The sequence below is a fragment of the Actinoplanes awajinensis subsp. mycoplanecinus genome, from assembly GCF_001509495.1.
GTDB classification, from domain to species: Bacteria; Actinomycetota; Actinomycetes; order Mycobacteriales; family Micromonosporaceae; genus Actinoplanes; species Actinoplanes palleronii.
Genome location: NZ_LLZH01000246.1, coordinates 58,155 through 72,108, shown reverse-complemented (window position 1 = coordinate 72,108; position 13,954 = coordinate 58,155). Strand labels below are relative to the sequence as shown.

12 protein-coding genes are annotated in these 13,954 nt (G+C 72.0%); 8 read left to right on the top strand and 4 right to left on the bottom strand.

Annotated elements, in window-relative coordinates:
• Nucleotides 1-32 precede the first annotated feature (32 nt).
• Entirely contained in the window at nt 33-989 is a 957-nt protein-coding gene (locus ADL15_RS24805) for a helix-turn-helix transcriptional regulator (protein WP_067695886.1), read from the top strand.
• A gap of 102 nt (nt 990-1,091) precedes the next feature.
• Here ADL15_RS24805 and ADL15_RS24800 read toward each other — a convergent pair whose 3' ends face one another.
• On the bottom strand, nt 1,092-1,628 hold the full coding sequence (locus ADL15_RS24800; protein WP_067695883.1) for a GNAT family N-acetyltransferase: 537 nt from the start codon (nt 1,626-1,628) through the stop codon (nt 1,092-1,094).
• Nucleotides 1,629-1,653: 25 nt separating this feature from the next.
• Between ADL15_RS24800 and ADL15_RS24795 the strand changes: the two genes are divergently transcribed.
• From ADL15_RS24795 to ADL15_RS24785, 3 genes are all read left to right on the top strand, one after another.
• The gene (locus ADL15_RS24795) at nt 1,654-3,045 is read left to right on the top strand and encodes a beta-N-acetylhexosaminidase (RefSeq protein ID WP_067695880.1); all 1,392 of its coding nucleotides are present in this window, start codon (nt 1,654-1,656) and stop codon (nt 3,043-3,045) included.
• A gap of 205 nt (nt 3,046-3,250) precedes the next feature.
• Nucleotides 3,251-5,188 (top strand): M48 family metallopeptidase, encoded by a 1,938-nt coding sequence (locus tag ADL15_RS24790; RefSeq protein WP_067695877.1) that lies wholly within the window; start codon nt 3,251-3,253, stop codon nt 5,186-5,188.
• Between the two features lie 175 nt (nt 5,189-5,363).
• The gene (locus tag ADL15_RS24785; protein ID WP_067695874.1) at nt 5,364-5,864 is read left to right on the top strand and encodes a hypothetical protein; all 501 of its coding nucleotides are present in this window, start codon (nt 5,364-5,366) and stop codon (nt 5,862-5,864) included.
• Nucleotides 5,865-5,939: 75 nt separating this feature from the next.
• On the opposite strand, the gene ADL15_RS24780 is transcribed toward ADL15_RS24785, so the two are convergent.
• Both ADL15_RS24780 and ADL15_RS24775 read right to left on the bottom strand, forming a co-directional pair.
• On the bottom strand, nt 5,940-7,058 hold the full coding sequence (locus tag ADL15_RS24780; protein WP_067695869.1) for a hypothetical protein: 1,119 nt from the start codon (nt 7,056-7,058) through the stop codon (nt 5,940-5,942).
• Nucleotides 7,059-7,070: 12 nt separating this feature from the next.
• Complete coding sequence (locus ADL15_RS24775) at nt 7,071-7,775, bottom strand: hypothetical protein (RefSeq protein WP_067695867.1); 705 nt, start codon at nt 7,773-7,775, stop codon at nt 7,071-7,073.
• 379 nt (nt 7,776-8,154) lie between these two features.
• On the opposite strand from ADL15_RS24775, the gene ADL15_RS24770 reads away from it, so the two are divergent.
• From ADL15_RS24770 to ADL15_RS24755, 4 genes are read left to right on the top strand one after another with little or no spacing between them, the layout of a single operon-like run.
• Nucleotides 8,155-10,986 carry a sensor histidine kinase gene (locus ADL15_RS24770; RefSeq protein ID WP_067695864.1) on the top strand — a complete coding sequence of 944 codons (2,832 nt, stop codon included), beginning with the start codon at nt 8,155-8,157 and terminating at the stop codon, nt 10,984-10,986.
• Nucleotides 10,986-11,405 carry a roadblock/LC7 domain-containing protein gene (locus tag ADL15_RS24765; protein ID WP_067695861.1) on the top strand — a complete coding sequence of 140 codons (420 nt, stop codon included), beginning with the start codon at nt 10,986-10,988 and terminating at the stop codon, nt 11,403-11,405. The genes ADL15_RS24770 and ADL15_RS24765 overlap by 1 nt, the downstream gene beginning before the upstream one ends.
• Nucleotides 11,395-11,781: a DUF742 domain-containing protein gene (locus ADL15_RS24760; protein WP_067695858.1), complete on the top strand. Its 387-nt coding sequence runs from the start codon at nt 11,395-11,397 to the stop codon at nt 11,779-11,781. Before ADL15_RS24765 ends, ADL15_RS24760 begins: the two co-directional genes overlap by 11 nt.
• Nucleotides 11,762-12,358: a GTP-binding protein gene (locus ADL15_RS24755; protein WP_067695855.1), complete on the top strand. Its 597-nt coding sequence runs from the start codon at nt 11,762-11,764 to the stop codon at nt 12,356-12,358. Before ADL15_RS24760 ends, ADL15_RS24755 begins: the two co-directional genes overlap by 20 nt.
• 33 nt (nt 12,359-12,391) lie before the next feature.
• Here the strand turns inward: ADL15_RS24755 and ADL15_RS24750 are convergent, their stop codons facing one another.
• A complete protein-coding gene (locus ADL15_RS24750) occupies nt 12,392-13,870 on the bottom strand; it encodes a BTAD domain-containing putative transcriptional regulator (protein ID WP_067695852.1) in 1,479 nt (492 codons plus the stop codon).
• Nucleotides 13,871-13,954 lie beyond the last annotated feature (84 nt).

Sequence of the window (13,954 nt, the reverse complement as noted above, 5' to 3'; positions counted from 1 at the left end):
CTCCTGTCCGCAATGAAAGGTTGTCTGGGCTGATGGCGAACACGAGTGCCCGGATGCTGCGACTGCTGTCGCTGCTGCAGACCCACCGCTACTGGCCCGGCACGGAGCTGGCCGACCGGCTCGAGGTCAGCCCGCGCACCCTGCGCCGGGACGTGGACCGGCTGCGTGAGCTGGGCTATCCGGTGGACGCCAACCGTGGCGTGGCCGGTGGGTACCAGCTGCAGGCCGGCGCCGCCATGCCACCGCTGCTGCTCGACGACGAGGAGGCGGTGGCCATCGCGGTCGGGCTGCGCAGCGCCGCGGCCGGCGCGGTCGCCGGTTTCGAGGAGACCTCGGTGCGGGCGCTGGCCAAGGTGATCCAGTTGCTGCCGCCCCGGTTGCGCCGCCGGATCGACGCGCTGCAGGCGGTGACCAGCCCCGGCATCTTCGGCGGCGGCCCGACCCTGGACGCCGGGGTGCTGACCACGATCGCGATGGCCACCCGGGCCGAGGAACGGCTGCGCTTCGACTACACGCCGCGCGAGGGCGCCGGCTCGCGACGGCACGTCGAACCGCACCGGCTGGTACCGCTGGGCCGCAAGTGGTACCTGCTGGCCTGGGACCTGGACCGGGCCGACTGGCGCAATTTCCGGGTGGACCGGATCGCCGGCCCGGTGCCGACCGGCGCCCGCTTCCGGCCCCGGGAGATCCCGGGCGGAGATCCGGTGGCCTGGTTGCGGTCGCGGATCAGGGCAATCCCCAATCGGTACGAGGTGTCCGTGCTGATCCGGGAGTCACCGGAGGCGATTCGCGCCTTCGTCGGCAACTGGGGCGATTGTGAACCGGTGCGCGACGGCGTCTGTCGACTTCGGATGAACGTCGACGACCTGCGCTGGCCGGCCATGGTGCTGGGCGTGCTGGGCGCGCCCTTCACCGTCGAATCCCCGGACGAGCTGCGCGAACTGGTCCGCACGGCGGGCGCGGCGCTGTCCCGCGAAGGATCACTCTGATGTGGACGGACCGACGCCCCCGTGGCGTCGGTCCGCATCAATGAAGGTAGCGACCGGGTGCGACACTTTCGCGTCACGTTTCGGTCGTGGCTTATATAAAAATCACGTGATGAGATGCCGGCTGCGGATGTGGTCGTCGTGCCACTCCGCGCCGACCAGGAACCGCTTGACGCCGATGATGTCGAAGCCGTGCTTGGCGTAGAACTTGGCGGCCCGGACGTTCTGCTGGTTCACCCCGAGCCAGCAGGTCGCGGCGCCGGTCGCGGCGGCCGCGTCCAGAGTGGCCGCCATCAGGGCCGCGGCCGCGCCCGAGCCGTGCCGCTCGGCGGAGAGGTAGAACTTGCTCAGCTCGACGCTGGTGTCCGGGTCCACCACGGCGGCCACGTCCGGATCCGCGATCGGGCCGCGGACCAGCATCGCGTAGCCCAGCGGCTGATCCTGATCCGACACGATCAGCACGGTCCGGTCCGGGTCGGCGAGGTAGTCGGCGAACCGGGCCACGGACAGGTGGGTGGCGATGAACGTATCGATGTCTGTCTGTTCAGTGCCCGGTGGGCAGGCTAATCCGAAGGTAAGTGTCGCCAGGGCGTGTAAAGGTTGCTCGTCGCCATGGGTGGCGTGACGCACAGTTATCGCCATAGCGAAACAGTTTAGAGTGTTCAGAGTGCGCCCTCTGACGAAGCGGCTCGGCGATGTGATCCCGGCGCCCGCTCTGGTAGTTCCGGAACCGGCCGTGACCTTCACTCTCTCCCCTGACACGACGACCTGGCTGGCTGCTCTCCCCGGCGCCGGTGACGAGAACGGGGGAGTCCGCCTCGAGCTTGACGACGCCGCCGGGCTCGGCGCGGAGGGCTACCGCCTGGCGATCGCCGGCGACGGCGTGACACTGCGGGCCGCCACCCGGGCCGGGCTCTTCTGGGGTGTGCAGACGCTGCGCCAGCTGGCCGCCGGGGACGGTGTGCTGCCCGGCGGGGTGATCGAGGACCGGCCGCGCTATGCGTACCGCGGGGCGATGCTCGACCTGGCCCGGCACTTCTTCACCGTCGACGAGATCAAGGCGCATCTCGACCTGTTGATCCAATTCAAGATCAACCACCTGCACCTGCACCTCACCGACGATCAGGGCTGGCGGCTGGAGATCCCGGGCTGGCCCCGGCTCACCGAGATCGGCGGGGGCCCGGGCACCGGCTGCGACGGCGCCGGGCCCGGCTTCCTCACCCTGGCCGAGTACGCCGAGGTGACCGCGTACGCCGCCGAGCGGTTCGTGACCGTGATCCCGGAGATCGACATGCCCGGGCACGTGAACGCGGCGCTGGTGGCGTACCCGGAACTGACCGTGGACGGGCAGCCGATCGCGCCGCGTACCGACGCCGAGGTCGGGTACAGCTCGCTGGTGGCCGGCAAGGAGGAGACGTACGCCTTCGTCGAGGCCGTCCTCAAGACCGTCGCCGACGCCACCCCGGGGCCGTACCTGCACATCGGCGGCGACGAGTGCCTCTCCACCTCGCCCGAGGACTACCGCGCGTTCCTGGCCCGGGTGCTGCCGCTGCCCGCGAAGTACGGCAAACGGGCGATCGGCTGGCACGAGATCGCCGGCGTCGAGCTGCCCGCGGACACCGTCGTGCAGTACTGGCGCCCGGAAGCCGAGGCGCCGAGCGTGGTCGCGTCCGGCCGCCAGGTGATCATGTCACCGGCCGACCGGGTCTACCTGGACATGAAGTACGACGAGAACACCCCGATCGGGCTGGACTGGGCCGGCCTGGTCCCGGTCGCCCGCTCGTACGACTGGGACCCGGCACACCGCCTCGCCGGTCTCCCCGAGGAGTCGGTGCTGGGTGTCGCCGCCCCGCTCTGGTCGGAGACCCTGCGCAGCCCGGCCGACGTGCAGTACCTCACCTTCCCCCGGCTGCCCGCCGTCGCCGAGGTGGCGTGGACCCCGCAGAGCGGCCGGGACTGGGCGTCCTTCCGCGACCGGGTGGCCGCGTTCGGGCCGCGCTGGGAGGCCGCCGGGGTCAACTACTTCCGCTCCCCGGAGATCGACTGGCCGTCGGCCTGATCGGCTCGGGGCTCCCAGCCGTACCTCCAGCCACACGCCTACGCTGTCGGCCCGTCCGTTGTTTCGGCCGGGAGCAGGTGTCGGCCCGTCCGTCGTTTCGGTCGGGAGCCGGTGTCGGCCCGTCCGTTGTTTCGGCCGGGAGCGGTGTCGGCTTGTTGAGGAGCCGGGTCGGGTGACCGGCTTTGATCGGTAGGAGGAGAGCGGCTTGAGCAACGACGCGCGAGCGGCAACCAGGTCGGCCACCGCCCTGGCCGGGTTCCTGGTCGTCGCCGGACTGCAGCTGGCGGTGGTGCTCGCCGTGCTGTGGACGGTGCTGAAACTGCTGCCCTCGGACTTCGCGTTGCGCGCCGGCGTGCCTCTGAGCCTGGCCACCTTCGGCGCGCTCGGGTACGCCACCTGGCGCGCCCTGCACAGCCGTCGCCGGGTGCCGGCCGGGGTCGCGGTGACCCGGGCCGACGCGCCGGAACTCTGGGCGCTGGTCGACGGCGCGGCAACCGCCGCCGGGGTGAGCCCGCCGGACGGGCTGACCGTGGTCGCCGACGCCACCGTGGTGACCGGCGAGCAGACCCGGGCGCTCGGCCTGGTCGGCGGCCGCCGCGATCTGTACCTCGGGCTGCCGCTGCTGCAGGCCTGGGACACCGCGCGGGTGCGCGCCGCGGTCGCCCATGAGCTGGCGCACGGCTCGACGCGGCTGGGCCGGTGGGCGCCGGCGGCGTACCGGGGCCGGGTCGTGGTGGGGCGGCTGGCGTCCCGCTGGGGTCGCGGCCGCAACCCGGTCGCGGTGGTCCTCCGGGCGTACGCCGAGGTCTACCGCCGCCGGGACGCGCCGTTCAGCCGGGCACAGGAGCTCGCCGCCGACCGGATCGCGGCCGAGTACGCCGGCCCGGTGGCGGCCGTCGCCGTGCTGCGCGACCTGCCGGTGCTGGCCGGGATGCAGCGGCTGTTCCACGCCGAGTACGTCGGGCCGGGCTGGCAGGCCGGGCACGTGCCGGAGGACGTGTTCGGCGGGTTCCTGCGGGTGCTCGCGGCGCGCGGGGAGGACGTGGCGATCCTGCGAGCGCGGGGTGCGGAGCCGGGCGGCGCCTGGGACACCCATCCCCCGCTGGCCGAGCGGCTGGCCGCGCTGACACCGCCGGCCCCTTCCGAGGAGGCGGCTACCGACGAGGCGCCTGCGGTCGAGCCGGCGCCCGAGTCGGAGGAGACCGCCGACGAGCTGGTTCCCGACCTTCCCGGGCTCGGCAAGGCGCTGCAGGCCGTGGCCTTCCCGTCGCACGGTCGTACCGAAGTGGGGTGGGACGACTTCCTCAGCGTGGCGCGCACCGCCGAGATGGAACGGGAAGCCGAGGCCGCACTCGCGACCGTGTCCCGGGCGGTCGGTGTGCCGGTACCGGATGCCGAACGCGTCCTGGAGCTGGCGGCCGACGGCCGCCTCAAGACCGCCGCGGCCACCATCTTCCCCGGCCTCTCCCCGGAGGAGACCGCCGACCGGATCGTCGACCTGCTCTCCCTGATGCTGGCCCTGGCCGCGCTGCGCAGCGACGTGGCCCGCTGGCGGCACAACTGGACCGGCACCGCCGAACTGGTGGCCCGGGACGGCAACCACCTGAACCTCACCGACGTGGCCGCGGCCGCCGCCGACCCGGAACAGGCCGAGGCGGTCCGCGCCTACCTCACCCAGATCGGGGTGGATCTGGCCGCGCCGGTCGGCGACCGCCCGGCGGCCCGGGCGCAGGTGCTCGGCGGCCTGGTCAACCTGTCGGCGGACGGCGGGCGGACCGACCTGCTCGTCACCGACCTCGGTTTTCTGCTGGTCCCCGGACTGGCCCGGGGCAAGGGCGGCGACGCGAAGCGGCGGCTCCACCAGATCGCGGCGACCGGTGTCCCGGTTTCTTCTGCTGCTCCGGAGTCTCCGGAGGGGCAGACCGCGGTGGCCACCATGGAAGCACCGGTGGACGGGCGCCGGTTCGTGCCGTTCGTGGACGTGGCCGCGGTGACCGCGCTGCCCGGGCGGCGGCGGGGCTGGGTGCTCGGTCTGCACGACGGCGGCAGCCTCACCCTGCGGTCGTCGTTGGACACCGAGGAACTTCCCGGCGGCTGGGCGGCCTGGGAGGACGCGGTCACCTTCCTGGCCGGCACCCGGTGACCCGCGGGTCCGGCCCGGGTCCGGAAGTATCCCGAGTCTCGTCTGCGACGAATGAATACCCCGGGCGTCACTTCAGGCGACAATGACCTCAGTTGTTGGCTTCGGGTACGCCTTAAATGGGTAGCAGGAGTCCGTCCCCTGCCGGGACGATGGCAGGGACGCTGGGGAGGCGCTGATGGAACGGGGCCCGATGGCGCTGTTCGGGGCCATCGTCGCGGTCGGAGTGGGTCCGGCACTGTGGCTGGGCGTGCAGCTCGGCGCGGTCGACGCGCCGGTCAGGCCGCCCGGCACGACCATTCTTCAGCAGCTTCCGGCGGCCGAGGCCGACCCGGGTGGCGCCGGCGCCGGCGAGGAGTCCGAGACCAGCGCCCCGACCGTCCGGTGGACCGTGCCGGCGTCGAACCGGCGTCCACTGACTGCCAGCCCGTCACCCTCGCCGTCGGTCAGCGCCTCGGCCAGCCCGTCGGCGTCGGCCTCGCCCAGTGCCTCCGACTCGCCGGGGACTCCCGAGGCCACCGAGTCGCCGGCGCCGTCGGCGGAGCCGTCCGAGCCGTCGTCCGAGCCGAGCGACCCGCCCACCGAGTCCACCCCCGAGCCGGAGCCGTCCACCTCGTCGGCGGACCCCAGCGACGAGCCGACCGAGCCCGGTACCGACCACCCGGAGTCGGAGCTGTAAAAGCACTGGTCAAGGACGCTGGACATGCGAAAGGGGGAGCCGATTCAGGCTCCCCCTTCTCGGTACGACCTGAGCTCAGAGCCCGAGCAACCGGTCCAGGATGTCCCGGTACGCCCGCAGCTCCACCCGCAGCGCCTCGGTGTCGTCGCCGCCACCGGAGAGCGAGCCGCGGTGCTCGCGCAGTGCGGTGGTCAGCTTCTCGATGGTCTCGTCGACGAGCGCGGCCGCCTCGGCGGTGCTCGCCTTCGGGTCGTCGACGAAGTGCAGCTGGACGTCGCGCCACCGGTCCCGCAGCGGCTGGGTCTCAGCCTCCGGGAAGAACGACTTCGAGCCGCTGATCTCCGAGGTCACCGGCGCCACGGCCGGTACGGCGGCGACCGCCACCACCGGCTCCGGCTCGGTCACCACGACGTCGTCGGCCTTCGCCTCTTCGACCTTCTCGACAGTGCCCTGTCCCATGGAACGCTCCGCCTCGTCCTTTTCGGCCTGCTCCTCGTCGGCGACCTGCTCGTCGGCGACCCGATCCTCTTCGCCGGCCCGATCCCAGGTGGCCGCCTTGTCCGTGGTGTCCTCGACGTCGGTGGTGTCCCGGTCGCCGTCGAGGGCGTCCTGGTCGGCCTTGACGGTGTCGTGGTCGATCCCGGCGGTGTCGCGGTCGGCTTCGACGGTGTCGTGGTCGGTCCCGACGGTGTCGTGGTCGGTTCCGGCGGTGTCGCGGCCGGCCTCGACAGCAGCCTCGTCGGTCGTGTGATCGTCGAGGCTGTCCCTGCGGTCGAGATCGTCCTTGCGGTCGATGTCGTTCGTGCGGTCGTCGAGATCGACGTCAACGGCGTCGTTGTCGTCGGTCTTGGCGCCGCTGTCGGACCAATCGGTCGTGCTGCTGTCGGATTCATCCGACGTGCCGGTCCGGAACGACGTGTCGTCGCTGAGGTCCGGGCGAGCGTCGAGGTCGCTCTGGTGGCCGCCGATCGGCTGGGTCACGTCGCTGCCGGCGTCCTGGTGCACGTCATTGATCTTCGTGGTGTCGTCGTCGCTCAGATCGCGGTGGGCGCCGGACTCGGCCGGCCGGCCGTCCGGGCCGTCACCGGCCGGTGCGTCCTGCCACGGCGATCCGGCCCGCTGCTGCGGCACGGCGCCGCTGCGCTCGTCCTGGTCGTCGACGTTGTCCTTGGCCTCGTTGGAGAAGAAGCGCATCGTGGGTGCTCCTCAGCGGCTGGTGGCGTCGGGCCGGGAAGGGGCGACGCCGGATTCGGGGGCGGGCTGCTCGCTCACGGAACGGTCCTCGGCGGTCGTGGTGACGTCCTCCGTGGCCGTACGCGGTGCGGGTACTGACGCGGTGCTGCCGGCGCTCGACACCGGGTCCTCACCGAGCAGGTCGGCGAAGAGGGCCCGGTAGTGGACCAGCGCCTGGCGCAGGTCCTCGGTGCCGGTCTCGTCATTCTCGCCGGACTCGCTGGTGTTGTTCTTACTGCGCTGGCTGATCTCGTGCGCGGCGCGGTAGTGCTCCAGGGTGGTGGCATGCTCGACGGAGAGGTCGGCGACCCGCTCGTCGTAGTCGCCGGTCGGGTAGCCACGTTCGCCGATCAAGCTCGTGACCAGCTCGTCGGCGGTCTCCACCGCCTCCTTCGGACTGTCCACGAACCGGATCTGGACCTCTTCCCAGGCGGCGGCGTACGTCGCCCGGTGCTCCGCGGAGAGCGGCTTCAGTTCCAGCTTGGCGTGCCGCTTGGTGCGCTCGGTCAGTTCGCGTTCCGCCTCGGTGCGGTTGCCGGTGTCGGCGACCACGCGGTCGTATTCGGGCCCGAAGGTCTGCTGCAACCGGCGTCGCCGCGCGGCGCGGACCCCGAGCACGATCGCGGCCAGCACGAGCAGGACAGCGACGATTAGGACGATGGTGGCGGTGGGGGACATCAGGCTTCCTCCTTCTTCCCCGGTAGGTATTCCCACTCGGACCCGTTCATCAATCGCGTTCGGCGAAACCGTCCGGAAATCGGGCCCGATGCCGGGCTGTCACCCTCCGGTGGCCGAGAGTTCGCAGCCGGGGCGGGTCGCCGGGCGCGATCTGTCGTAACTCCGACGATCGGGGAACGAAGATCCACCACGGTCTCCGGTGGACAAACGGAATGGAAGGGAAGTTTTCGATGACTTGAGAGCTAGCTGTGACGCACGTCTTTACGTATTCTTCCGGAGCGCATCTTGCCCGGGGCGCAGCCGTCTGCTTCTGATCGGTCGTTTCCCGGACCGGTGGTGTGCCGCCTTTCCCCTACCGGACCCACTCGGGCGGAGCTTGATGAGAAGCCGCAACTGGTCGATCAGATCGAAGATCATCGCGATGGTCTCGGTGCCTCTGGTCGCGCTGCTCGCGCTCTGGGGTTTCGCGACCGCGGCGACGATCGGTCCGGCGATGGACCTGCTCTCGGCTCGCGACGCGGTGCACCGGCTCGGTGACCCGGCCCTGCAGTTGATCGCGCAGTTGCAGCGCGAGCGCCACTTCTCCGCTGTCTACCTGTCCGCGCCGAAGACCCCGATCACCGATCTGAAGGCCCAGCGGGCCGCCACCGATCAGGCGATCGCCGGGTTCCGCTCGGCGGCCGGCGATCTCGAGATGAGCGACGACCTGCAGGTCCGGTCCGAGGCGCTGTTCTCCAAGATCGACGACCTGGAGGGCACCCGGACCCGGGTCGACCGCCGCGAGGTCGAGCTGCTCAACATGGTGACCGCGTACGACGACGTGGTGGACGCCGGCTTCAACGTCTCGTCGGCTGCCGCGGTCTTCTTCCACGAGCGGGTCGACCGCGAGGTCCGTGGCCTGATCACCGGCTACCGCGGCCAGGAGTACCTGAGCCGGGTGGACGCGATGCTGGCCGGCGCGAACGCGGCCGGCACGATCGACCAGCCCTCCCGGGGCCGGCTGATCGAGTACATCGCCACCTCGCGCTACCTGCTCAAGACCGGTGTGGAGGACATGCCGGAGGGCGCACAGGGCGACTACTCCCAGCTGATCACCAGCGGCAAGTCCTTCGTACGGCTGGACGAGCTGCAGAACCTGCTGATCAACCGGAGCTACACCGGTGGCCAGCCGCCGGTCAGTGGCGCCGAGTGGCAGCCGATCTACGACCAGGTCTCCGCCGACCTGCGCGCGTTCGAGTTGCGCACGGTCGACGAGGTGGCCTCGGACGCGACCCCGTTCGCGGTCCGGGTCTTCCTCTGGCTGGGCCTGTCCGCGCTGCTCGGCCTGGTCGCGTTCATCCTGGCCATCTGGGTGTCGGTGCGCGTCGGCCGGTCGATCGTGGGCCGCCTGATCAAGCTGCGCCGGGAAGCCCTGGAGATGGCCACCGACCGGCTGCCCACCGTGGTCCGCCGCCTGCAGCGCGGCGAGGCCGTCGACGTGGACGTCGAGACGCCCCCGCTGGAGTACGGCCGGGACGAGATCGGTCAGCTCAGCCAGGCCTTCAACGACGTGCAGCGCACCGCGGTGCAGTCCGCCGTCGAGGAGGCGAACGTCCGGCGCGGCATCAACGAGGTGTTCCTCAACATCGCCCGGCGCAGCCAGACGCTGCTGCACCGCCAGCTCTCACTGCTGGACAAGATGGAACGCCGGGAGACCGAGCCGCAGGAGCTGGAGGACCTCTACCGGGTCGACCACCTCGCCACCCGGATGCGGCGGCACGCCGAGGACCTGGTCATCCTGGCCGGCGCGGCACCCGGCCGGGGCTGGCGCAACCCGGTCCCGGTGATCGACGTGGTCCGTGGCGCGATCAGCGAGGTGGAGGACTACAAGCGGGTCGACATCCGCGCGGTGGGCCAGTCCGCGCTGTACGGCCGCTCGGTCGGTGACGTCATCCACCTGCTCGCCGAGCTGATCGAGAACGCCGCGTCGTTCTCCCCGCCGCACACCCGGGTGCAGGTCTCCGGCCAGGTGCTGCCGAACGGCTACGCGATCGAGGTCGAGGACCGTGGCCTGGGGATGACCCCGGCCGGGCTCGAGGAGGCGAACCGGCGGCTGGCCGAGCCGCCCGAGTTCGACCCGGCCGACAGCGCCCGGCTCGGCCTGTTCGTGGTGGCTCAGCTGGCCACCCGGCACAACATCCGGGTGTCGCTGCAGCCCTCGCCGTACGGTGGCATCACCGCGATCGTGCTGGTCCCCGGCGACCTGGTGACCGAGGCGCCCGGTCCGGCGATGCCGGCCGGCGCCTCCAACGGCAACCCGCAGGGTGGCGGCAGCGGCTCCCCGAAGGGCGGGAACACCCCGCTGGTCGGTTCCGGCCGCGACGATCCGTCCCGCAACTCGCTGGCCGCCCTGCAGTGGTCCGGCAGCGGCGAGCTGCAGCAGGTGCCCTCGATCCCGCGGCCGCGGGTCAACGGCGAGAACGGACCGGCCGCGGTGACCGCGCCGGCGGGCCTGGAGAACGGGAAGCGGGCCACCGCCGAGAACAACGGACCGGCGCCGAGCTCGGTCGCCTCCGGGTTCACGCCGGACGGCCTGGTCCAGCGGCGACGGGTGCGGCGGATCCCCGAGGTCCCGCCCGCCGAGCTGCCGCCCGAGGCCACCCCCGGACGACTCGACGACGTGGCCGGCGCGCTCGGCGCCCGATCGGTGCCCCGCAACTCGGCGCCGGCCGCGCCGACGTCCGCACCGCCGGCGGTCACACCGGAGGCGGAGGCGCAGGCCGCCACGCCGGTCGTGCCCGACGAGGAGACCGTGCAGCTCGGCGTGGACGGCCTGCCCAAGCGGGTCCGGCAGGCCAGCCTGGCGCCGCAGTTGCGCCAGCCGGTGGTGGAGCAGGAGTCCACCGCACCGGAACGCACCCCGGAACAGGTACGTACGCTGATGAGCGCGTTGCAGATGGGCACCACCCGGGGCCGCATCCAGGCGTCCCGGACGCCTGCGGCGCCGAACGAGGAGAAACCGCCGGTCAGCACGGACGGCGACCAAGACGGGAGTGCCGCGCAGGCGAGCGGCACCGGGTTCGCGGAAGCGGCTACCGTCATTTTCCCGGCTCTCGTGGATCTCGCGGGCGCCGGTGACGAGACAGCATCCGGGGCGGGGGACGGCGCGGACGGCGACCACGCCGACAGCCCTGGCGGCATTCAAGTGAACAGGCCGGAGAAGGACGCATAGTGGCACAGACGACGAAGCAGAGCGCGAATCTCACCTGGCTCCTCGACGATCTCGTCGAGCGGGTGCCGACCGCACAGCAGGCCGTGGTGCTCTCCGCGGACGGCCTGATGCTCGGGGCCTCGGCCGCGATGAGCCGCGAGGACGCGGAGCATCTCTCGGCGATGGCGGCCGGATTCCAGAGCCTGGCCAAGGGCGCGAGCCGGCATTTCCAGGCCGGGCAGGTCCGCCAGACGGTGGTGGAGATGGAGGAGGCCTTCCTCTTCGTCACCGCCGCCGGGCAGGGCGCCTGTCTGGCCGTCCTCGCGTCGGCCGACGCCGACCTGGGCCTGATCGCGTACGAGATGGCGATGCTGGTCACCCGGGTCGGACAGACGATGAGCGCCCCGGAGCGCACCATTTTGGCGCCCGATGCCCTCTGAACCTTCGAACACGGCGCACGACTGGATGGACTATGACGCCGGTCCGGTGGTCCGCCCGTACGCGATGACCCAGGGTCGTGTCGCACCGTCCGGTGGCGACTTCGACCTGGTCGCGTTCGTGGTGGCCACCGTCCCGGACCTGGCGTCCGGCATCCAGATGCAACCCGAGCACCACGCCATCGTGGCCGCGGCCTGGGAGCCGATCTCCGTGGTCGAGGTGGCGTCCCACCTGGACCTGTCGATCGGCGTGGTCCGGGTTCTCCTTGGTGATCTACGCTCAGCGGGTCTCATCTCGCTGTACGAACCCCCGGCGGCCACTCAGCCGCACGACGTCGACGTACTCAAGGCGGTTGTCAATGGACTCCGTGCGCTCTGACCGCAGTGGCGGCTCGCGCATCCCCGTCGCGCTCAAGATCTTGATCGCGGGCGGCTTCGGCGTGGGTAAGACCACCATGGTCGGTTCGGTCAGCGAGATCCGGCCGCTGCAGACCGAGGAGATTCTCACCGGGGCCGAGGGCGCCGACGATCTGTCCGGCGTGGAGGGCAAGACCACCACCACGGTCACCATGGACTTCGGTCGCATCACGATCACCGAGGACCTGCAGCTCTACCTGTTCGGCACGCCCGGGCAGGACCGGTTCTGGTTCCTCTGGGACGAGTTGTCGCAGGGTGCGCTCGGTGCCGTGGTGCTGGCCGACACCCGCCGGCTGGCGGACTGCTTCCCCTCGATCGATTACTTCGAGCAGCGGGGCACGCCGTTCGTGGTCGCGGTGAACTGCTTCGGCGCCGACCAGCGGTTCGGCCCGGAGGCGGTGTCCCGCGCCCTCGACCTGGACCCTGGTGTGCCGGTGGTGCTGTTCGACGCCCGTGACCAGGTGGCCGCCCGTAACGTCCTGATCGAGCTGGTCGAGTACGTGGCCCGCCGCCAATACGCGTCCGCCGGCAGCCGCTAGGAAGCCGGCAGCCGCTAGGAAGCCGGCAGTGAGCTAGAGCCCCGGCAGGCAGATCAGCCAGGACTCGACCCGCCGCAGCCGCGAAGGTGGCAGCAGGCCGCGCAGCACCAGGTCGGCCGGCTGCCGGAACGGTCCGTTCTGGTGCCGGTCCAGGCCGATCCGGTGCGCGTCGAACGGGGTGACCCCGGGCAGCCGGGTGAACTCCTGCGGCGGGGCGTGGTTCAGGTCGATCAGCCCGCCGTCGTCGAAGTACCGCAGCAGGTCGGGCCGGCCGATCCCGGCCTGCACCGCGCCGAGCGGGTTGACCGCGGCGAACCGGCGGGCCAGGTCCCGCCGGGTGCGGGCGGCCCGGGTGTCGCCGCGCTGCGACGCGAGGATCACGCCGTGCAGGATGGACGACAGCGTGAGCACGAACAGCGAGGCGACCGCGACGTCCTCGGCGGTGCTGGTGACGTCGGAGTCGAGCGGGCTGGGGTCGACCGCGAACCACACGACGATCCACGGCACGGCGGCGAAGTAGAGCGCGGCGACCAGGTAGTGCCGTCGCCGGCCGCGCTGGATCGCCGCGTACAGGAAGTAGACCCAGCCCGCGAGCCCGCAGGTGAACAGCGGCAGCAGCCCGGCACCGACGATCTCCAACCAGTGTGCGGCGTCGCGCCGCGGCTGGGTCATCGCGGCCGGGAACGTGATGCCGGGCATCGGCGACACCGGCGCGGCCGGCGGGCTGTAGGGCTGCGGAGGTGGCGAGACCGGGTCGGGTGACGGCGGCTGCTCCAGCTCGCCGCGCAGGATCCGCCGGTGCACGTCCTGCATCCGCTCGCCCGGCTCGGCGCCGATCTCGTCCAGGAAGTACTCCCGGGCGTCCCGGAACACCGCGAGCGCCTCGGCCTGCCGACCGGCCCGGTGCAGCGCGACCATCAGGTGCGCCCGGAGCCCCTCGCGCAGCGGGAACTCACCGGTCAGCCGGGTCAGCTCGGTCACCAGGCCGTGCTCGTCGCCACCGGCGAGCCGGAGCTCGGCCCACAGCTCCCAGGCGCCGGCCCGGTCCTCGCTCAGCCGGGTGCGCGCGGCGTCGAAGACCGGCCCGGTCAGCCCGGCGAGCGCGTCGCCGTGCCAGCGGGCGAGCGCGTCCCGGACGATCGCGGCGGCCGGCTCGGGCCGGCCCGCCCGGTACTCGGCGCCGGCCCGGGCGATCTCGGTACGGAACAGCTCGGCGTCCACCGCGCGGGCGTCGACCTCCAGCGAATACCCGCCGCCGGTCAGCGGGAGCCGTTCCCGGCCGAGGGTGCGCCGCAGCCCGGCCACGTACTTCTGGACCACGTTGGCGCCGTTCTCCGGCGGGTCCTCGCCCCACACCGCGTCGACGATCCGGTGGGTCGGCACCGCCCGGCCCGGTTGCAGCAGCAGGACGGCCAGCACGGCCCGCTGTTTGGCCGGGCCCAGGTCGACGGGATCGGTTCCCCGGAAGGCACGCAACGTGCCGAGGATCTCGAACCGCGGTTCCGGCTCCACCGCCGGTTACCCCCTGTGAGCAGCACTTTTACGGAAACGGCAGCGGGACGGCAGCCGGCAGCAGCATATCCGCAGCGCGACGGC